We start from the raw sequence: 20,717 nt of genomic DNA on the forward strand, positions 1-20,717 counted from the left end.
CTCACCACGGTCATTTTGAACCAGCCTCTAAGCCGTCCACGCAAACCAGCACGCGCCGGCGGCCGCTTGTGAAGGCGGCCGCCGGTCCGTAGAATCCAGCACATGACCGACCATATCCTGCTCGTTGAAGACGATCCCCGCCTGGCCGAGATGCTCACAGAGTATCTCGGCCAGGCCGGCTTTCGCGTGCGCGCCGCCGCCACCGGCGCGGACGCGCTGGCGCAACTGGCCGCCGCCCCGGCCGACGCCGTGGTGCTGGACCTGATGCTGCCCGACATGGACGGCCTGGACGTGTGCCGCCAGTTGCGCACCCATTCCGACATTCCCGTGCTGATGCTGACGGCGCGCGGCGACGCCGTGGACCGCATCGTCGGCCTGGAGATCGGCGCCGACGATTACCTTCCCAAGCCGTTCGAGCCGCGCGAACTGCTGGCGCGCCTGCGCGCCATCCTGCGCCGGCGCGTGGACGGCAGGCGCGATGGCCCGCCCGCCCTGCGCTTTGGCCGGCTGGAGATCGACCCGGCCAGCCACCGCGCCAGCATCGACGGCGCGCCCTGCGACCTGACGGCCTACCAGTTCGACCTGCTGCTGGCACTGGCCCAGCATGCGGGCCGCGTGCTGTCGCGCGACGCGCTGATGGAACTGCTCAAGGGTGAACAGATCGAAGCGTTCGACCGTTCCATCGACGTGCACATGTCGCGCATCCGCGCCGCCGTCGAGGATGATCCCAGGAAGCCGCGCCGCATCATCACCGTGCGCGGCGCCGGCTACCTGTTCGCCAAGGCGCAAGACTGATGTCGCGCCTCTACTTCCGCTTCTACATCGCCCTGCTGGCCAGCCTGATGCTGTTCGCGCTGGCCGTCTCCATGCTGTGGCACCGCGACGGCGGCCCCATGGAACGGTCGGACGCCACGCTGGCGCGGCTGGTGCAGAACACGCTGGCGCCGGCCGGCGCGCCGCCAGACCAGCAGCAGGCCGCGCTGGAACGCATGGCCAGCGGCATCCACGCCCGCATGACGCTGTACACGGCCGACTGGGCGCCACTGGCCACCGTCGGTCCGCCCCTGCCCAAGCCGGAATGGCGGTTGCGTACCATGACGGCGCCACCGCGCGCGTCCTGGGTGCGCCTGCCGGACGGACGCCAACTGCTGTCGAGCCAGCCGCTCGGCTTCGCCAGCGCGCGCCAGGTGCTGCACGCCATGCTGCTGCTGTTGGTGCTGGGGGTGGCGGTGGCCGCCTACCCCATCGTGCGCCACTTGACGCGGCGGCTGGAACGGTTGCAAACAGGGGTGGAATCGCTGGGCGCGGGCGACCTGTCGGCCCGGGTGAAGGTGGAAGGCAAGGATGAAGTGGCGCAACTGGCGCGCAGTTTCAACCGCGCCGCCGACCAGATCGAACAACTGGTGGGCGCCCACAAGACGCTGCTGGCCAACGCCTCGCACGAACTGCGCACGCCGCTGGCGCGCATCCGGCTGGCGCTGGAACTGGTGAAAGAAACCGTGGACGCCAGGCGCCGCGCGGGGCTGGAACAGGACATCGCGGAACTCGATCAGCTGCTGGACGAGATCCTGCTGGCCAGCCGGCTGGGCGCCATCGACGACGCCATGGCGGCGGAGGAAGTGGACCTGTTGGCGCTGGCGGCGGAGGAATGCGCGCACTACGACGACGCCGTATTGAACGGCGCCAGCGCCATCGTGCGGGGCGACCCGCGCCTGCTGCGCCGCCTGCTGCGCAACCTGTTGGAGAACGCGCACCGGCACGGCGTACCGCCGGCCCACGTGCAGATCGAGCGCTATGACGGGGCCGACGCGCCCGTCGTCACCCTGAGCGTATGGGATAGTGGCCCCGGCATCCCGGTGGCCGAATTCGAGCGCGTGTTCGAACCGTTCTACCGCCGCGCCGGCACCCAGGAAAACAGCGGCGCCGGCCTGGGATTGGCGCTGGTGCGCCAGATCGCCCGCCGCCACGGCGGCGACGCGCGCTGCGCCACCATGCCCGATGGCCGCAGCCGCTTCGCCATCACCCTGCCGCTGGTGTAATACGACGGGGCAGCGCGATCACGGCGATTCGCACAGGCAGTGCGTGATGGCCATGAACGGCTTGTGGCCGGCGCTCACTTCATTGAGCCAGCCCAATTCATGGGCCACATCAGCCGCCGCGCCCGGCGGCAAGCCGGTCGTGGTCAGGCCCAGCTTCACCTGCGCGCCCACGGCCTGCGCCACGGAGCCGCCAAACAGTTCGATCAATTTGTCGAACTTGCTCGTTTCGCGCTCGATATAGGTGACGCGGTAATCGTCGCCCAGCTTGGCGCGGCGGGCCGCCGACTTGATGGCGTCGCCATAGCTGCCCAGCGTGTCGACCAGGCCCCGCTCCTTGGCCTGCTGGCCGGTCCACACGCGGCCCTGGGCCACGACGTCGATCTTCTCGGGCGTGGTCTTGCGCGCCTGCGCGGCGCGGGTGGTGAATTCACCATAGATGTGGTTGATGCTGCTCTGGATCACCTGGCCGAAGCGCGGGTCCAGCGGACGCAGTGGATTGCCCGCGTCGCCCAGCCAGGTGGTGGGCGCGCCGGCCGTGTGGATGCCCAGCTTGTCGATCACTTTTTCCGCCGTCGGCAGGATGGCGAACACGCCGATCGACCCCGTGATGGTGCTGGGGTCGGCGATCACTTCATCGGACGACATGGAAATCCAGTAGCCGCCCGAGGCGGCCACGTTGCCCATCGAAACCACCACCGGCTTGCCCGCCTCGCGCGTCAGTTGCAGCTCGCGGCGGATCAATTCCGAGGCGAACGCGCTGCCGCCGGGCGAATCGACGCGCAGCACCACGGCCTTGATCTTGTCGTCCTCGCGCGCCATGCGAATCAGCTTGGAGGTGGAATCGCCGCCGATGGAGCCGGGACCGGCCGTGCCATCACTGATCTCGCCGGCCGCGATCACCACGCCGACGGCGTCACCGGTCAGCTTGGGATGCAAACGGGCCAGGTAATCGTCGAACGCGATCTGGCGGAAGCTTTTGCCGTCGGCCGCGCCCCGCTGCGTCATCATCTGGCGCACCTGGTCGCGCGTTTTCAGGCCGTCCACCCACTTGGCCGCCAGCGACAGCTTGGCCAGGTCGCCCTGCACGGCCGCCGCCTGGGCCGGCAGGTCGTTGATGGTCTTCATCACCGCACCCTGGGGCAGCTTGCGGGCTTTTTCCACCTCGCCGGTGTAGGCGCTCCACAGGCCATTGTTCAGGTAGGCGTCGGCTTCGGCGGCGGCCGGCGACGGGCCGTTGGCGATGAACGGTTCGCCGAAACTCTTGTACGTCCCTACCCGCAGCAGGTTGACCGTCACGCCCAGCTTGTCGAGCGCGTCACGGTAGTAATTGCGGTAGCGGCCAAAGCCTTCCAGCATCACCATGCCCATCGGGTGCAGATACACTTCGCTGGCATGCGCGGCCAACAGGTACTGACTCTGGTCGTAACTGGCGCCCCACGCCACCACCGGCTTGCCGCTGGCCTTGAAGCGCTCCAGGCCGGCCGCCACTTCGCGCAGCATGGCCTGGCCGCCGCCTTGCAGCTCGTCGGCCAGCAGCACGGCCGCGCCGATGTTGGGGTCCTTGGCGGCCGCGTCCAGCACGGCCAGCACATCGCGCAGTTGCACCATCTTGCGCGCCTCGCCGCCGCGCACGCTGGTCAGCAGCGCCTCGCGCGCGCCGCCGCTGTTTTGTTCCACCAGCGTGCCCTTGAAGTCCAGCACCAGCGTCGTCCTGGGCGACAGCGGCTTGATGCCGCCGCCGAACAAGCCATAGACGACGGCGATCAGCAAGCCCAGGAACAGCAGATTCAATACCGTGCGGCGGCCGGCGTCCAGCAGGCGCCAACAAAATGCGACACCGCGGCGCACTGAGGAAAGAGGTGAAAACGACATGGGTACTCCCGGCGATGTAAAACGTGACAATGTAATCCAAAAGGCAAGGCCATGGGTAGCGCTGCGCGCGAACCCCGCCTCGTTCCGCAATATACACCCGGCGCGCCTGGCCTGGCCGGGCGCCGGCATGCCCAAGATGGGTGCCAGCGCGCGCTTTTCCAGTATCATGGCGTGCCATGGATACGGAAAAACTCCTGCTGCTGCTCAAACGCGAAATGCCCTACGGTAAATACAAGGGCCGGCTGCTGGCCGACCTGCCCGGCCACTATCTGGGCTGGATGGCGCGCGCCGGCTTTCCGGCCGGCGAACTGGGCGGCTTGCTGGCCCTGATGTACGAACTCGACCACAACGCCCTGCGCCACCTGCTCGATCCGCTGCGCCCCCGGCGTTGAGCGATTGGCAAGGCAATGTTGCCAAAATAATACAAACCACTTTTTTCAGCTTGCCTGATGAACAGGCCTTCAGCATCATCGTTGATGCGGGCGCACCAGTCACCCAGGTCCGGCCCGCGCACCGTGGCGCAACCCCAACTATCCGTCAAGATCGCGCCACCCGATGCCCGATATCGCAATTGTCAGACCACCCTGACTCAGCGTGTGACAATGTGCGTATATTTGCAATGATATAAAGACTATATTACTGGGGAAGTACACCACAATGAGCGGCCCTGCCGCCATGCAGTGTTGTGCCTGTAGCGCCCGGCATGCTGTCGGTGGCCAACGACCGCCAATCCGGGCTCTTAGCTGTCTTGGAGGAAGTCGTCATGCATATCCATCATCACCACTGCACCTGTTTCATCATCCCGTCGGACATGCTGCGCAAGCTGGCCGACGCCGCCAGCGGCGCCGAGCGCCAATGGCTGCTGGACCAGGCTGAACAGTCCGCCTATCTGCGCGGCCAGCGCTCCGTCACGCCGGCCCTGATGGGCATCAGCGCCGGCGAAAAGCGCCGCACCATTTTCGACGCCAAACATGGCACCACCCTGCCCGGCAAGCTGGTGCGGGGCGAGACCGACCACGCCAGCCGCGACCTGGCCGTCAACCAGGCGTATGACGGCGCCGGCGCCACCTACGATTTCTACATGAGTGTCCTGAAGCGCAACTCGATCGACGGCAAAGGCTTGCGCCTCGATTCGACCGTGCACTACAACAAGAAATTCAACAACGCCTTCTGGAACGGCCAGCAAATGGTATATGGCGATGGCGACGGCAAGCTGTTCCTCGGCTTCACGGGCGCCATCGACGTGATCGCCCACGAACTGACGCACGGCGTCACCCAGTACACGGTGCCGGGTGGCCTGGTCTACCGTGACCAGAGCGGCGCGCTGAACGAATCCATTTCCGACGTATTCGGCAGCATCGTCAAGCAGTGGACACTCAAGCAGAGCGTGGACCAGGCCGACTGGCTGATCGGCGCCGGCATCATGGCCCCGGCCGTGGGCAAGGCGCTGCGTTCGATGGCCGAGCCGGGCAACCGGGCCCTGACCTGGTCCGGCGACGACCAGCCCGGCAACATGTCCGGCTACCAGCCCGAAGCCGATGTGCACACCAGTTCCGGCATCCCCAACCATGCGTTCTACATCGCCGCCACCATCCTTAAGGGCAACGCCTGGGACAAGGCGGGACCGATCTGGTACCGGGCGCTGCCCCTGCTTACCTCCAACGCCACCTTCGCAGACGCGGCCCAGGCCACCTGCCAGGCCGCCGGCATGCTGTTTGGCGCCAATTCGGCCGAGCAGCAAGCCGTCCAGACCGCCTGGAAGGAGGTTGGGGTGATTTGAACGGGAGAGCCATGCGCCTCGTGTTGAAAAGTACGGGAGGTTTCACCGGGCCGGCCGGCGCGCAGACGCGCACGGTCGACACGGCGGCGGCGGGCGCCGCTGACGGCGCGCGCCTGTGCCAACTGCTGCGCGACAGCGACTTTTTCGCCCTGCCCGCCCAGTTGCAGTCGTCCGCGCCCCAGTCGTGGGACTTCCTGTACACCTTGATGGCGCAGGCCGATGATGGCCAGTGCCACACGGTAAGCTACCACCTTGATGCGGCGCCGCCGGCGCTGCGCGAACTCACGGCCGCCCTGGACGCGCGGGCGCCGGACTGACGCACGTTGGAGACGGCATGAACGAGCCCGGAGACCGGCCCCGCATCCTCATCGTCGATGATGAGGCGGCCCACATGCAGGCCCTGTGCAGCACCTTGCGCGACCACGGCTACGACACCCGCGGCTACGACACCGGCCAGGCCGCGCTCGACGCGCTGCGTCCCGGCGCCTACGATCTGCTGCTGGCCGACCTGATGATGCCGGGCATGGACGGCATCATGCTGGTGCAGGCCGCGCGCGCCATCGACCCCGACCTGGCCAGCATCATCATGACCGGCGAAGGCTCGATCGCCTCGGCGGTGCGGGCCATGAAGGTGGGCGCGCTGGACTACATCATCAAGCCGTTCAAGGTATCGACCATCCTGCCGGTGCTGGCGCGGGCGCTGGAGACGCGCATGCTGCGCCTGGAGAACGCCAAGCTCGAGAGCCAGCTGCGGGCCCACGCGGCCGAGATGGACGCGCTCAACCAGGACCTGGAAGTGGCGCGCCAGCAGGCCGAGCGGGCCAACCAGGAAAAGTCCACCTTCCTGTCGCACATGAGCCACGAATTGCGCACCCCGCTCAACGCCATCCTCGGCTTCGCCCAGATCCTCACGTCCGACAAGCTGCCTTCCACGCCCGATGAAAAGCAGGCGTTCGCGCGCCACATCCTGCAGGCGGGGCGCCACCTGCTGACCCTGATCAACGAAGTGCTGGACCTGGCCAAGATCGAATCGGGCGCCATGACGCTGTCGCTGGAACCGGTGGCGCTGGCGCGCGTGTTCCAGGAATGCCAGGCCATGATCCAGCCGCTGGCCACCCGGCGCGGCATCGAGCTGCGCTTCCCGGCGCGCGCCCCGGCCCACGTACTGGCCGACCGCACCCGCCTCAAGCAGGTGCTGATCAACCTGCTTTCGAACGCCGTCAAATACAACCGCGAACGGGGCACGGTGGCGCTCGACTGCGTGGCGGCCCAGCCGGGCCGGGTGCGCATCGCCGTGCGCGACACCGGCGCCGGCCTCACGGCGGCCCAGCTGGCACTGATCTTCCAGCCCTTCAACCGCCTGGGCCAGGAGGGTTCGGCCGAGGAAGGCACGGGCATCGGCCTGGCCCTCACCAAGCGCCTGATGGAAGCCATGCGCGGCCAGATCGGCGTGGCCAGCATGGTGGGCGTGGGCAGCACCTTCTGGATCGAGCTGCCGGCCACCGACGCCGGCGTGGCCGTGTCGCCGGAGCTGGTGGCGTTCACGCCGGTGGCGCCGCTGCCGGCGCCGGCGCCTGGCGCGGACGTCAGCGCGGACGTCCGCGCGGCCGGCAGTGTGACCGCAAGCGTGGCCGCAAGTGTCGCCGCCGCGCTGCCAGTCACGCCGGACGGCGGCCACACCCTGCTGTACGTGGAGGACAATCCGGCCAACCTGCAACTGATCGCCGACCTGCTGCGCTTGCGGCGCGGGGTGGCGCTGCTGTCGGCCACGGACGGCGAACAGGGCCTGGCGCTGGCCCGCCAGCACCGCCCGCACCTGATCCTGATGGATATCCACTTGAACGGCATGGACGGGCTGGAAACGCGGCGCCGCCTGCTGGCCGACCCGGCCACGGCCCACATCCCCGTGATCGCCATCAGCGCCAGCGCCATGCCCGAGCAGGTGCGCCACAACATGGCGGCCGGCTTTTTCCGCTATCTGACCAAACCTATCGACGTCGCCGCCTTCACCGAAGCCGTGGACAGCGCGCTGCGGCTGCCGTCACCCACCAAAGAGGAACAAGATGACACAGCCATCGGGGCCACGCTTGACCGCTAAAGGCGCCATCGCGGCGCTGGCAGGACTGCTGATCCTGATCGCGCTGGCCTTGCTGGCCGGCCGCTACGGCTGGCTGGACCTGGGCGCCTCGACCCGCCCCGTGGCGGCGCTGGAACAGGTGACCATCGCCACCAACAGCGCCTACGCCGGCACTTGCCCGGTGGCGGCCGCGCGCGAGAATGGCTATTTCGCCGACCAGGGGCTGCTGGTCACGCTGCAGGCCCGCTCCAGCGGCAAGGCGGCGATGGAAGCGGTGATGCAGGGCCAGGCCAACCTGGGCACGGTGGCCGACATTCCCATCATGTTCGCCGGCATCAACAACGACCCGGTGACCGTGATCGCCACCATCTTCCGCACCGAGCGCGACCACGGCGTGGTGGCGCGGCGCGACCGCGGCATCGCCACCCCGGCCGACTTCAAGGGCAAGCGCATCGGCGTCACCCTCAACACGTCGGCCCATTTCGCGCTCGACGCCATGCTCAACCGCCACGGCCTGGCGCCGGCCGACGTCACCATGATCAACTACCGGCCCGAGGATTTGTACGACGCCATGGCGCGCGGCGAGATCGACGCGGCCGCCACCTGGGAACCGTTCATGGACGCCCTGCTGACCCAGCTGGGCGAGAACGGCCGCGCCTTCTACGGCAAGGACATTTACGAAAGCCTGTACAACATCGCCGCCCTGCGCGACTACGTGCGCCAGCAGCCGCACACGGTGGAGAAAGTGCTGCGCGCGCTCGACCGCGGCGCGCGCTACTGCAGCAGCCACCCGGAGGCCGCGCGCGCCCTCATGAGCAGCAGTTCCCAGAGCGACGACCGCCAGTTGCGCGCCTCGTGGCCGGCCTACCGCTTCGGCGTCGTACTGGACCAGGGCCTGATCCTGGCGCTCGAGGATGAGGCGCGCTGGGCCATGAAGAACAAGCTGACGGCGCGCACCGATTTACCCAATTACCTGAGCTATATCTACCTCGATGGCCTGGAGGCGGTGTCGCCGGCCGCCGTCACCATCATCCATTGACGAGGGCACGGTGAAAATCTCAACCCGCCTCAAACTGGCCGGCGCGCTGGCCCTGCTGCTGGTGTCGATCATGCTGGCCGTGCTGCTGTCGACGGCCGTGCAGACGCGGCGCGAACTGGCCAAGAACGAAGCGGCCGGCAACCTGCTGCAAGGGGTGACAGCGCTGCGCTACCTGATGATGGAATACGCGCTGCGCCACGAGGAACGCACCCGCATCCAGTGGCAATGGCGCAGCGCCTCGCTAACCCAGTTGCTGGCGGCCATGCCCCCCACCGGCGACAGCCAGGAGGACGAACTGCTGACCGACCTGCGCAGCAACCAGAGCAGCGTCGAGCAACTGTTCACGCTGCTGGTGGCCAACCAGCGCCAGCTGGAGGAGCAGCAGGACCGGCGCGCCATCCACGAAGTACTGGCGACCCGGCTGTCGGGCCAGATCACCAACAAGACCCAGGCCATGATCTCGTCCGCGCTGGTGCTGTCGCAGCGCAGCCGGGCCGGCGTGGTGCAGGCCCAGCAGCGCGCCAACGGCGCCGCCCTCGGTTCCGGCGCGCTGGTGCTGGCCTTTGTCGGCATGACCTTCCTGATGGTGCGCCGGCGCGTGATCGCCCCCCTGTTGACGTTGCGCGAGGGCACGGCCATCGTCGGCGCCGGCAACCTCGATTTCGCGCTCAAGATGGAGCGCGGCGACGAGATCGGCGAACTGGCCAACGCCTTCGACAACATGACCGACAAGCTCAAATGGACCACCGTCTCGCGCGATGAGCTGGGCCGCAGCAACGATGCGCTGCAAACGGAAGTGGTGGTGCGCCAGCAGGCCGAGCACAAGGTGCAGGCCCAGCTGGGCCGGCTCAACCTGCTGCACCAGATCACCCGCTCGATCGGCGAGCGGCTCGATTTGCGCAGTATCTTCCAGGTGGTGATCCGCAGCCTGGAGGACCAGTTGCCCGTCGACTTCAGCTGCATCTGCCTGTACGACCAGGAACAGAACATGCTCGAAGTGAGCAGCGTGGGCTTGCGCAGCGCGGCCCTGGCGATGGAATTCTCGATGACCGAGCACAGCCGCGTGCCGATCGACCGCAACGGCCTGTCGCGCTGCGTGGCCGGGCTGCTGGTGTACGAGCCCGACGTCCAGGCCGTCGACTTTCCGTTCCCCCAGCGGCTGGCGCGTGGCGGGCTGCGGGCGCTGGTGATGGCGCCGCTGCTGGCCGAGAGCACCGTGTTCGGGGTGCTGGTGGCGGCGCGCCACGAGGCCAACAGTTTTTCCAGCGGCGAATGCGAATTCCTGCGCCAGTTGAGCGAACACGTGGCGCTGGCCGCTAACCAGGCCCAGCTCTACAGCGCCCTGCAGCGGGCCTACGACGATATCCGCCAGACCCAGCAGACAGTGATGCAGCAGGAACGGCTGCGCGCCCTGGGCCAGATGGCCAGCGGTATCGCGCACGACATCAACAACGCCATTTCGCCCGTGGCCCTGTACACGGAATCGCTGCTGGAGACGGAACCGGACCTGAGCCCGCGCACGCGCGAGAACCTGGAAGTGATCAAACGCGCCATCGACGACGTAGCGGCCACGGTGGCGCGCATGCGCGAGTTCTACCGCCAGCGCGAGCCGCAACTGACTTTGACGCCGGTGGATGCCAACCTGCTGCTGCAGCAAGTGATGGATTTGACGCGCGCACGCTGGAGCGACATGCCGCTGCAACGGGGCATCGTGATCCGCATGGTGACGGAACTGGCGCCGGACCTGCCGCCCGTGCACGGCATCGAAGGCGAGATCCGCGAAGCGCTCACCAACCTGATCTTCAACGCGGTGGACGCCATGCCCGACGGCGGCACGCTCACGCTGCGCACCCGCCTGCGCCGCAGCCAGCCAGAGGGCGTGCACGCCACGGCGCCGCAGCAAGTGCTGATCGAGATTGCCGACAGCGGCGTGGGCATGGACGAAGCCACCCGGCGCCGCTGCCTGGAACCGTTCTTCACCACCAAGGGCGAACGGGGCACGGGGCTGGGACTGGCCATGGTGTACGGCATGACGGAACGGCATGGCGCCAGCATCGAGATCGACACCCGGCCCAACGTGGGCACCACCATGCGGCTGCGCTTCCCGGTGCAGGCCAACGCCAGCGCGGCGGTGCCGCTGCAGCACGGCGCACCGCCGTCGGCGCGCCGCATCCTGGTGGTGGACGACGATCCGATGGTGCTCAAGTCGTTGCGCGACATCCTGGAAATCGATGGCCACACGGTCACTGCGGCCGACGGCGGCCAGGCCGGCATCGACACCTTCGCCGCCGCCGTGCATGGCCCGGCGCCGTTCGAGCTGGTCATCTCTGACCTGGGCATGCCCTATATCGACGGGCGCAAGGTGTCGGCCGCCATCAAGGAACTGTCGCCCACCACCCCCATCATCCTGCTGACGGGCTGGGGCCAGCGCCTGCTGACGGACGGCGACAACCCCAATCACACGGACTGCGTGCTGAGCAAGCCGCCCAAGCTGCGCGAACTGCGCGCCGCCCTCACCCAGCTGCTGGGCAACGACACGGCGCCCGAGGCAACGGAACTGCTGGGCGAAAAATAAGGTTCTTCACGGATCACCTCCCGGTCATCCGTGACGAACCATGTTTTATGCCGCCATCAGGGCGGGAAACTGCCCCTGGTCGACCAGTTTCTGCAATTCCTGGGCGCCGCCCACCAGCACGCCGCGCACGAACACCATGGGCATGGTGGGCCAGCCGGTCCACATCTTGAGCGCGTTGCGGCGCCGCCATTGCGACAGGTAGCTGCCGTATTCCAGGTAATGGTAAGGCTGGCCCAGGCCGTCGAGGATCTTGCGCGCCTTGCGCGGGAACGGGTTCTGGGCCATGCCCACCACCACCACGGCATGGGCCGCGATGGCCGCCTGCACTTCGCGCACCACGTCGGCGTGGCTATCGGTGATGGCGGCGCGGATGGCGGGATGAATGTGCGCTTCGTCCAGGATGCTGCGGGTCATGGTCACTCCTTGTTAGTCGACAGTAGCGTGAGCGTAGCCTGATCCGGCGCGCCGGCAAAGTACTTTTGCAAACATTGGGAAAAAACCGGCAGCTCAGGAGCGGCTTGGGCGAACAAGGTCAAACTGGAATGGAATTTCATGTCGTCCGGCGCGCCGAAGATGGCGTGCGGATCATGGCCGGGCAAACTGGCCAGCAGTGCGCAACATGCCCGCAGCCGCTCGCCCAGCACGGGATCGGCCAGATAGGCGCGCGCCTCGCCCAGTCCGGACAGCGCGTAATAGCGGGCCGTCTCGCTGCGCCCCAGGCCGTCCAGTTGCGGAAAGATGAACCACATCCAGTGGCTGCGCTTGCGCCCTTGCTCCAGTTCGCGCAGCACGGTGTCGTACACGGGTGCCTGCGCCGTCTTGAACCGTTCCAGAGCGTATGGCTGTGACATGGCGATCAGTGGATCAACTTGAGCACGAGGTCGATCTTGGTATCGAGATCGGCGGCGACATGGTCGATCTTGCCGTTGAGGTCGGTGACAGCATGGTCGATCTTCCCGTCAAGATCAGTAGCGACCTTGTCGGTCCTGGCCTCCAGCCTTGCCTCCATCCGCTCGCCAGTCGCTGAGCCGCCGGCAACTTGGTTCATTACCTCAAGCAACATTTCAGCATGCACACCTGCGGCTTGCGGCGTCACCCCCGCGTCGATCAGGCGCTTGGCATACTTGTGGCTGTCGAAGATGGCGGCATTCATGGCGCGCTCCTATGCGATTTGATTATCGCATAGTCACATGGCCCCGAATCCCATCCGTTGATCCGGGACAGCCGCCGCCACGCCGCCGCTACGCCAAACTCAAGATCAATGCACGCGGGCGCACGGCGGCGTCAGACGCCAGCCAGTCCTATGATGGAGCCCCGCCCGGCCAACGCGCCATGTTTGGCAGGGGCCTGGAGCTTATGCCGATGCAATGGTGTTGGCGGCACGGTCAGGCTCGCGCCTTCGGCGTGGACGGTAAACACGCTGACCGTGCGAACGAGATTTCCCGCCTGGTCGCGTAGCGATGCGGCCGCTGCCGCGGCCTCCTCCACCAGCGATGCATTCTGCTGGGTCACATTATCCATTTCGATGATCGCACGATTGACCTGCTCGATGCCAGCGGCCTGTTCCTGGCTCGCTCCCATGATTTCTGCAATCATGTCGGTCACCCGATTGACGCTGCCGACCACCTCGGCCATGGTCGCCCCCGCATCGCTGGCGAGTCTGGCGCCCGTGTCGACGCGCTCCACCGAGTTATCGATCAAGGCCTTGATCTCCCTGGCCGCACTGGCGCTGCGCTGGGCCAGGTTGCGCACCTCCGACGCGACCACGGCAAATCCGCGGCCCTGTTCGCCCGCCCGCGCGGCTTCGACCGCCGCGTTCAAGGCCAGGATGTTGGTCTGGAAAGCGATACCGTCAATGACACTGATGATGTCGACGATCTGGCGGGACGCCTCGCTGATCGAGTCCATCGTGTCAACCACGCGGGCCACGACGATCCCGCCTTTGCTGGCGATATCGGATGCCGTGAGGGCCAGGGCGTTGGCCTGCCGCGCATTGTCGGCGTTGAGGCGGACGGTGGACGTCAGCTCCTCCATTGACGACGCGGTCTCCTCCAGCGCGCCGGCCTGCTGCTCGGTTCGATTCGACAAATCGCTGTTTCCAGAGGAAATCTCCTCGGCCGCCGTCGAAACCGCTTCAGAGTCCCGGCGAACGGACGACACCACATCGGACAACGAGAGCTGCATGCGCCGCAATGCCGCCAACACGCTGCTGCTATCGTTCGACCGCACTTGCAGCTCAGCGGTCAGGTCGCCGCTGGCCACTTTGCTGACGGCGTCACACAAGACTAGCGGATCGGCGCCCAGCGATTTCAGCAGGCTTTTCGAAATCAGCGCACCGGCGACGACAGCCAGGGTGGTGGCCAGGACACTGGCCAGGATAAGCATGTTTTTGCCGGTCGAAAAGTTATCCTCCGCGTCCCGTATCATACTGGCGGAGCGCTCCGACGTCAGCCGCGCATATTCGTTCGACGCGGCCACCAGCGATGCCAGCAATGGCCGGCACTCCTCGTTCATCTTGGTGACCGCCTCCTCTTTCTTGTCATGCAGCGCGAGATCGACGATGGCGAGCGCGACGGGTGAATATTTTCTTTCGACCTCGTTAATCTGGTCGATCAGACCCCGCACCTCACCCGGCACGGATTTATCCTTGGCGAGCTCATTGAGTTGATGCAGGTTGGAGACGACATCGGCCTGCGCCTGATTGACGATCTTTATTTCCGCATCCCTGTCCCTTTGGTTGGTGACCAGGACCAGGTTCCGCGCCGCGATGGCGCGCAGGTCCACCGCCTCGCGCATCACATGGGCCGCTTCGGAACGTGCGCGCACGCCATTGACGTAGTTATCGAATCTCTCATACAGGTTGAAAAAGATAACGATGGACATGACGGCAATCCCCACCAGCAGCGCCGCCATACCGCCAAAGGCGATGGTGAGTTGAGCTCGCATAGATAATTTTTTCATGACTTACCTTCGTAAACAATGCCAAAGAAATGGACGCGCGACATCGATGAATAAGCGATGCGGACCGGCGATGAACAATCGTTCGCTTCAGGACGAAGCGATGCTAGGAAAGAGTCGGAAACGTCGTCAAGTCGCCTGATTCATCTCTTCAGCTTAAAGAGATGCGCACCAAACGATGGCCACTTTTCCAGAGCACAGGGGGCGGGTGCTCAGATATCACAAAATAAATTATCTAGTTATTTTGATTTATTTGTTGAATTTAGTTTCTCACGAAAAATCACATGAATCAACATTCCTGACGTTCAGTTGTTTGCACGCAACTCTCGATGGGCGGCATGGCGGCATAGCGCCCGAGGGTACAGGCTCACACGGCCATGGTGGCGATCCCATGTCCACAGGCGGGATGATGCCGACAGGCTAGTAGATGGCGAAACTATTGCAATAAATACAATTCAAAATTTGCATTCCCCGGCCCAGGCGAATCATTTTATTTGTTGAATTTGATACCTTGAAAGACTGGCAGGCCCGCCCATGATCGCGGCCGGCGCCTGAAGCCCGCTAGGCCAGATCCACGGTGAGACGCCGGTCCTCGCGCAGCATCGCCTCGAACTCCGCCGCCGGCACGGCCGGGCTGAACAGGAAACCTTGCAGTTGATGGCATCCCAGCCCGCGCAGGAAGGCCATCTGCTCCGGCGTTTCCACCCCTTCGGCCACGATCTCCTGGCGCAATTGGCGCGCCATGGTGACGATGGCGCGCGCGATGGCGCAATCGTTCTCCTCGTCCGGCAGGCCGATCACGAACGAGCGGTCGATCTTGAGTGTGCTGATGGGGAATTTCTTCAAGTAGGCCAAGCTGGAATAACCGGTGCCGAAATCGTCCAGCGCCAGCGCCATGCCCATCGCCACCAATTTATTCATGATGGCGATCACGTTCTCGGTGCCGCGCACCAGCAGGCTTTCCGTAATCTCCAGCATCAACTGTTCCGGCAACACGGCGCGCCGTTCCAGCAGCTCGGCCAGCCGTTCCGGCAACTGGCTGTCGAACTGGCGCCCCGACAAGTTGACGGCGATAGTCGGCGCCTGCACACCCGCCTCACGCCACGCATGCAGTTGACGGCAGGCTTCCTCCAGTACCCAGTTGCCCAGCTCCAGGATCAGCCCCGTCTCCTCGGCCACCGGAATGAACACACCTGGCGACACCATGCCGCGCGCCGGATGATGCCAGCGCAGCAGCGCCTCCGCGCCCATGATGCGCCCCGTGCGCAGGCTGACCTTGGGCTGGTAATACAGCTGCAGCTCGCCGTTGACGAGCGCATGCCGCAGTTCGCTCTCCAGCCGCAAATGTTCCTTGGCGCGCTGGTTCATTTCCTCGCTGTAGAACAGGAAGCCCGATTCCACGGCCTGCCCCGCCTTGCTGGTGGCCACGTCGGCGCAGCGCATCAGGGCCGGGGTCTCCGTGCCATCCTCCGGATAGATGGTGATGCCGACGTGCGCCCCCACCTGCAAACGGTGGCTATCGATCACGATCGGCGCTTCCAGCGATGCCATCAGCTTCTGCGCCACGATGGCCGCGTGTTCGCGCTTTTCGATGTGCAGCAGGGCCACGGCGAACCGGTTGCCATCGAGCTTGGCCAGCACGTCCGCCTCGCGCAGCGACAGGCGGAACAGCCGCCCGATCTCGCACAGCAGTTCGTTGCCGATCTCATGGCCCAGCGTGTCGCTGATGGCGCCGATCCGGCTGACCTCGATCACCAGCAGTGCGCCGTGCTCGCGGCTGCGGCGCGCCTCCGTCAGGGCCTGGCCCATCAGCTGGCTCAGCAGGCACAGGTTGGGCAGGCCCGTCAGCGCGTCGTAGTTCGCCATGCGCTGCATGCGCGCCTCGGCGTCCTTGTGCACGCTGATGTCGGAGAACAGTGAGAACGTGTGGCTGATCCGGCCGTGCTGGTCGCGCACCACGCTGATGGTGACCGATTGCGGGAACAGTTCGCCATTCTTGCGCCGCCCCATGATCTCCCCCCGCCACGGCCCCTGCCCCTGCATGGCGGCCCTGACCTTGACGCGGAACTCGGCGTCGTGGATGCCCGAGCGCAGCAAGTCCGGCGTCTGGCCGATGGCCTCGGCCGGGGTGTAGCCCGTGATGCGGGTGAAGGCATTGTTGATCGAGACGATGCGCTCGTTGGCATCCGTGATCAGCACGCCCTGGTCGCTGTCCTCGATGATGCGCGCGTGCAGGTGCACTTTGTCCGCTTCCGACAGCGGGTCGTCGAGCAGGTTGAACATGACCAGCATGCCCACCACCTCGGCGCGGTCGTTCTGCAGTTCCGCATTGGCCAGCCGCAGCCACGCCGCCTCGCCCGACTTCCGGCAGCGCCGCACATCGGTGTAACCCTTGGGATGGCGCGGCGCCAGCTCGGCCACGGTCTGGTCCTCGTCGTCCGGCGCGTACAGGAACAGCACGTGCTGGCCCACGGCTTCCTGCGCCGTGTAGCCGAACAGGTGGGCCGCGCCGCTGTTCCAGCCCTTCACATAGCCGGACAGGTCCAGTTCCAGTACGGCGTCCGGCTGCGCCTCGGCCGCGTCCACGCCATGGGTGACCAGTTGTTCCAGCGCCGCCTCCAGGCTGGCCAGGGTGTCGGCCAAAGCGCCGCCCTGCAGGGCCCGAGCTTGCCGGCTCAGCGCCAGACAGCGGGCGATGGCGGCGTCATGCATGACCCATGTCCGCCGCGCTGGCCGCCACGCTCTGCATCCACAGGTGCGCGTCGGCGACGATCTGGTTGAACTCGGCGCCCGACAATGCCAGCCGCGCCAACTGGGCGGCCACAGCCGCGAACTCGCGCCGCTCGGCCTGCTCCAGCAAGCGCAGCAACTCGCCCATCTCGCCCTCGTGGCGCAGCAGCGCGTGCTGCACGGCTTCGGCGATCGTCAGCGGTTGCAGTACGTCCGCCAGCGGCAGCCCGAACAGCACGCCCAGCAGCGAGAACATGCCGGCCATGAACGCCTGTTCCTGGTGCGCCTTGTCCATGCCCGTCGCCAGCGCCAGCGATTCCATGGCCCGCGCCCGCACGGCCACCCGGCCCAGCAGCATTGGCGAGCGCAAGTCGCCGTCGCGGGTGCAGAACAGCATCAAGTTGAGCCAGCGCCGCAGCTGGGCCCGGCCCAGGATCAGGATGGCCTGGGAAAAACTGGTCACCCGCCGGCCCGAACCGACGCCCAGCGAATTAACCAGCCGCAGCAACTGATACGACAGGGTGGGATCGCGCCGCAGCACGGATTCGATTTCGTGGGTGTCGGCGTCGGCCGACACCAGTTGCACCAGTTGCAGTGCCAGCGCGCGCGACATGGCTTGCTGGCCCACGGGTTGGGGCGGCGGCGCCAGGAACCAGTCGCCCTCGACCCAGTGCACGGACGGCGCCAGCGCCGGCGGGAACGCGGTATCGGCCCGCTGTAATTGCTCCCCTTCCAGCGGCTGCCAACCCTGCGCTTTGAGCGCCTCGGCCAGTACCTCGGACAGATTGGCACGGTAGTAACAGCCGCCATGGCGCGCCAGTTCCGCCAAGGCCTCCTGCGGCAGCGCGGACGGTGCAAGGGCGGGATCGGCTTCGAACAGCAGACCGGCGGGACGCCCGTTTCGGTCGGCCAGCAATTGCGGGTATAGGGGCGTGGTGGCGGGCGACACAGTCATAAATTGTTCCAAATTAGTGCCTACATGGTCACACCATCATCCCGAAATTATTGGTTCGGGTCAACTGCGCGGCAACTGCAGCGGGAATTCCGCCACCTGGGGCATGCCATCTGTGGCAAACCGGCCATTTCCCGGCAGATGGCCCACCAGCCGCTCGAACACGCCGGGTTGCGCCATGCGCTCGCGCCACCAGCGCAGCGCGGCGCCCGTTTCGCCCGTACGCCAGGCCAGGTAAAAGATCTCGTCCGGCTTCGGCTCCTCGACCCGCTTCGCCACCAGCAGGCCGGCCGCGATGGCGGCGCGGGCGCAGAGTTCGGGCAGGAAGCCGAAGCCCAGGCCGGCCAATTGGTAGTCCAGCTTGGCGCGCATGGTGGGCACGGTCAGCGTGTCCTGTCCCAGCGCCAGACCGACCGTACGGGGCGCCAGCCGGCGCGCGGAATCGGCCACGCTGACGGCGCGGTAGGGTTGCAGCGCGGTGCGGTCCAGCGGCTCCGGCGCCGCCGCCAGCGGATGGCTCGGCGCCACCACGAACACGAACGACAGCTTGCCCATGGGCTCGGCCACGTAACCGCCGCCGGACGGCCCCTCGCCGGCCGCCCCCACCAGCACGTCCATCCGGCGGTCGAGCAAGCCTTCCCACGCGCCCGACAGGGCTTCCTGCACCAGGCGCAAGCGGGTCTGGCCGGTCACGGCGTAGAACGCGGCCATGTCGGGCAGGAACACGGCCGGCGCGAACATGGAATCGCTGCCCACGACCAGTTCCGTCTCCCAGCCCGACGCCACCCGGCGCACGCGCTGCTCCAGGTCGTGCGCCGCGTACAGCAGGTAGCGCCCTTCCTTGAGCAATTCCTGGCCGGCCGCCGTCAAGTGCACGCGCGGGCCCTGGCGCTCGAAGATTTGCACACCCAATTCGTCCTCCAGCTTGCCCACGGTGTAGGAAATGGTGGACGGTACCTTGTGCAATTCCTTGCCGGCGGCCGAGAACGAGCCGCGCCGGTCGATGGCGTCCACGATTTGCAAGGCTTCCAGGCTGAGTCTGAGCATTCGAATTTTTCGATAATAGAATGGAAAATTTTCCGTTTTTTATTCCCGCCGGAGCGGGATATACTGCTCTTTATCGGCAGTGAACACGAACCGATGTTCGAAATTATTGCATAAACTTTCAAAAGATTGGAGTCCACCATGCTACAAGTACGCAAAAGTGCAGAACGCGGCGACGCCCGCCACGGCTGGCTGCAATCGCAGCACAGCTTTTCGTTCGCGGATTACTACGATCCCGAGCACATGGGCTTTGGCCCGCTGCGCGTGATCAACGAAGACCGCGTGGCGCCCGGCCAGGGCTTCGGCACCCACGGCCACCGCGACATGGAAATCGTGTCCTACGTGCTCGATGGCGCGCTGGAACACAAGGACAGCATGGGCACCGGCTCCGTGCTGCACTATGGCGACGTGCAACGGATGAGCGCCGGCAGCGGCGTGCGGCACAGCGAATTCAACCACTCGCCCACGGAAGGCGTGCATTTCCTGCAGATCTGGATTCAGCCCGGCGAGACCGGTATCGCCCCCAGCTACGAGGAAAAGCACTTCGCGCCGGACAGCAAACGGGGCCAGCTGCGCCTGATCGCCTCCGGCGACGGCCGCGACGGCTCGGTGCTGATCCACCAGGATGCGGCCCTGTACGCCACCATCCTGGGCGCCGGCGAGCGCGTGAGCCATGCGCTGGCGCCCAAGCGGCTCGGCTATGTGCACGTGATCCGGGGCACGGTCACCGTCAACGGCGTGGCGCTGGCCGGCGGCGACGCGCTCAAGCTCAGCGATGAGCCACTGGTGACGCTGGAGCAGGCCGAGGATGCGGAAGTATTGTTGTTCGATCTGCCATACTAAACAGGCAAGGGGGCAGGCACGATCAAGTCGAGAATGTCCTCAAATTAATTTTTGCCCGAGTTTTGGTATGATGTCAGGGCGCGCCGGGTGTGGTAATCAGCCCGGCGCGCCCTTTTTTACCTTTTTTGAAGAGCACAGCCATGTCGCAGAGCGCAGAAACACCCGTCAACGTTGAATTGGATTACACCACTTCCTGCGCGCTGCCCACCCCATGGGCCCAGTTTACGTTGCACGCTTTCGTCGAGCATGCGACGGGCAAGGAACACCTGGCCATGACCTTGGGCGACATCGGCGACGGCGCGCCGGTGCTGGCGCGCGTGCACTCCGAATGCCTGACGGGCGACGTGCTGTTCTCCCAGCGTTGCGACTGCGGCGCCCAGCTGGAAGGCGCGCTCAAGAAGATCGCCGCCGAAGGCCGCGGCATTCTGCTCTACCTGCGCCAGGAAGGCCGCGGCATCGGCCTGATCAACAAGATCCGCGCCTACCGCCTGCAGGAAGGCGGTGCCGACACGGTGCAGGCCAACGAACAACTGGGCTTCAAGGCCGACGCCCGCAACTACGCGCTGGTCAAGCCCATGTTCGAGAAATTCGGCGTCACCAAGCTGCGCCTGATGACCAACAATCCGCGCAAGATCGACGCCCTGACCAAGCTCGGCATCGAAGTGGCGGAACGGGTGCCGCTGCTGGTCAACCGCAACGCCTTCAACCAGCACTACCTGAACACCAAGGCCGCCAAGCTGGGCCACATGATGACGCCCACCACGCCGCCAGCGGCCGAGGACGGCGAACTCTGAACCGCCCGCGCCCG

Annotated in this window: 18 protein-coding genes; 10 read left to right on the forward strand and 8 right to left on the reverse strand. The window is 66.1% G+C overall.

The window, feature by feature from the left end; genetic code table 11:
• The first annotated feature begins 102 nt into the window (after positions 1-102).
• Positions 103-795 carry a response regulator gene (locus tag H3H39_RS19765; protein WP_182155715.1) on the forward strand — a complete coding sequence of 231 codons (693 nt, stop codon included), beginning with the start codon at positions 103-105 and terminating at the stop codon, positions 793-795.
• Positions 795-2,039, forward strand: a complete 1,245-nt coding sequence (locus tag H3H39_RS19770) for a sensor histidine kinase (RefSeq protein ID WP_182155717.1) — start codon at positions 795-797, stop codon at positions 2,037-2,039. The genes H3H39_RS19765 and H3H39_RS19770 overlap by 1 nt, the downstream gene beginning before the upstream one ends.
• An 18-nt stretch (positions 2,040-2,057) precedes the next feature.
• On the opposite strand, the gene sppA is transcribed toward H3H39_RS19770, so the two are convergent.
• Positions 2,058-3,911 (reverse strand): signal peptide peptidase SppA, encoded by a 1,854-nt coding sequence (sppA, locus tag H3H39_RS19775; protein ID WP_182155719.1) that lies wholly within the window; start codon positions 3,909-3,911, stop codon positions 2,058-2,060.
• A gap of 176 nt (positions 3,912-4,087) precedes the next feature.
• Here sppA and H3H39_RS19780 point away from each other — a divergent pair, with 176 nt between their 5' ends.
• From H3H39_RS19780 to H3H39_RS19805, 6 genes are all read left to right on the forward strand, one after another.
• Complete coding sequence (locus H3H39_RS19780; RefSeq protein WP_182155721.1) at positions 4,088-4,303, forward strand: DUF3820 family protein; 216 nt, start codon at positions 4,088-4,090, stop codon at positions 4,301-4,303.
• A gap of 371 nt (positions 4,304-4,674) precedes the next feature.
• Positions 4,675-5,691 (forward strand): M4 family metallopeptidase, encoded by a 1,017-nt coding sequence (locus H3H39_RS19785; RefSeq protein WP_182155723.1) that lies wholly within the window; start codon positions 4,675-4,677, stop codon positions 5,689-5,691.
• An 11-nt stretch (positions 5,692-5,702) separates the two neighbouring features.
• A complete protein-coding gene (locus tag H3H39_RS19790) occupies positions 5,703-6,008 on the forward strand; it encodes a protealysin inhibitor emfourin (RefSeq protein ID WP_229218144.1) in 306 nt (101 codons plus the stop codon).
• Between the two features lie 17 nt (positions 6,009-6,025).
• Complete coding sequence (locus H3H39_RS19795) at positions 6,026-7,789, forward strand: ATP-binding response regulator (protein WP_182155725.1); 1,764 nt, start codon at positions 6,026-6,028, stop codon at positions 7,787-7,789.
• Entirely contained in the window at positions 7,779-8,807 is a 1,029-nt protein-coding gene (locus H3H39_RS19800) for an ABC transporter substrate-binding protein (RefSeq protein WP_229218145.1), read from the forward strand. The genes H3H39_RS19795 and H3H39_RS19800 overlap by 11 nt, the downstream gene beginning before the upstream one ends.
• A 10-nt stretch (positions 8,808-8,817) precedes the next feature.
• The gene (locus H3H39_RS19805) at positions 8,818-11,382 is read left to right on the forward strand and encodes an ATP-binding protein (RefSeq protein ID WP_182155729.1); all 2,565 of its coding nucleotides are present in this window, start codon (positions 8,818-8,820) and stop codon (positions 11,380-11,382) included.
• A 45-nt stretch (positions 11,383-11,427) separates the two neighbouring features.
• Here H3H39_RS19805 and H3H39_RS19810 read toward each other — a convergent pair whose 3' ends face one another.
• The 7 genes from H3H39_RS19810 to H3H39_RS19840 all read right to left on the reverse strand — a co-directional run bounded on the left by H3H39_RS19810 (position 11,428) and on the right by H3H39_RS19840 (position 19,069).
• A complete protein-coding gene (locus tag H3H39_RS19810; RefSeq protein WP_182155730.1) occupies positions 11,428-11,796 on the reverse strand; it encodes a glutaredoxin in 369 nt (122 codons plus the stop codon).
• A 2-nt stretch (positions 11,797-11,798) separates the two neighbouring features.
• Entirely contained in the window at positions 11,799-12,233 is a 435-nt protein-coding gene (locus tag H3H39_RS19815; protein ID WP_182155732.1) for a DUF1810 domain-containing protein, read from the reverse strand.
• A 5-nt stretch (positions 12,234-12,238) separates the two neighbouring features.
• The gene (locus H3H39_RS19820; protein WP_182155734.1) at positions 12,239-12,535 is read right to left on the reverse strand and encodes a hypothetical protein; all 297 of its coding nucleotides are present in this window, start codon (positions 12,533-12,535) and stop codon (positions 12,239-12,241) included.
• A gap of 131 nt (positions 12,536-12,666) precedes the next feature.
• Positions 12,667-14,343 (reverse strand): methyl-accepting chemotaxis protein, encoded by a 1,677-nt coding sequence (locus H3H39_RS28395; RefSeq protein WP_182155735.1) that lies wholly within the window; start codon positions 14,341-14,343, stop codon positions 12,667-12,669.
• Positions 14,344-14,901: 558 nt separating this feature from the next.
• A complete protein-coding gene (locus H3H39_RS19830; protein ID WP_182155737.1) occupies positions 14,902-17,052 on the reverse strand; it encodes a putative bifunctional diguanylate cyclase/phosphodiesterase in 2,151 nt (716 codons plus the stop codon).
• Complete coding sequence (locus tag H3H39_RS19835) at positions 17,045-18,025, reverse strand: EAL and HDOD domain-containing protein (protein WP_182155739.1); 981 nt, start codon at positions 18,023-18,025, stop codon at positions 17,045-17,047. Before H3H39_RS19835 ends, H3H39_RS19830 begins: the two co-directional genes overlap by 8 nt.
• 60 nt (positions 18,026-18,085) lie before the next feature.
• Positions 18,086-19,069, reverse strand: coding sequence for a LysR substrate-binding domain-containing protein (locus H3H39_RS19840; RefSeq protein WP_182155741.1), 984 nt, complete (start codon positions 19,067-19,069; stop codon positions 18,086-18,088).
• Between the two features lie 138 nt (positions 19,070-19,207).
• On the opposite strand from H3H39_RS19840, the gene H3H39_RS19845 reads away from it, so the two are divergent.
• Both H3H39_RS19845 and ribA read left to right on the forward strand, forming a co-directional pair.
• A complete protein-coding gene (locus H3H39_RS19845) occupies positions 19,208-19,909 on the forward strand; it encodes a pirin family protein (RefSeq protein ID WP_182155743.1) in 702 nt (233 codons plus the stop codon).
• A 140-nt stretch (positions 19,910-20,049) separates the two neighbouring features.
• Positions 20,050-20,703 (forward strand): GTP cyclohydrolase II, encoded by a 654-nt coding sequence (gene ribA / locus H3H39_RS19850; RefSeq protein WP_182155745.1) that lies wholly within the window; start codon positions 20,050-20,052, stop codon positions 20,701-20,703.
• The last annotated feature ends 14 nt before the right edge of the window (positions 20,704-20,717 follow it).

The organism is Rugamonas apoptosis (assembly GCF_014042355.1).
Lineage (GTDB): Bacteria > Pseudomonadota > Gammaproteobacteria > Burkholderiales > Burkholderiaceae_D > Rugamonas > Rugamonas apoptosis.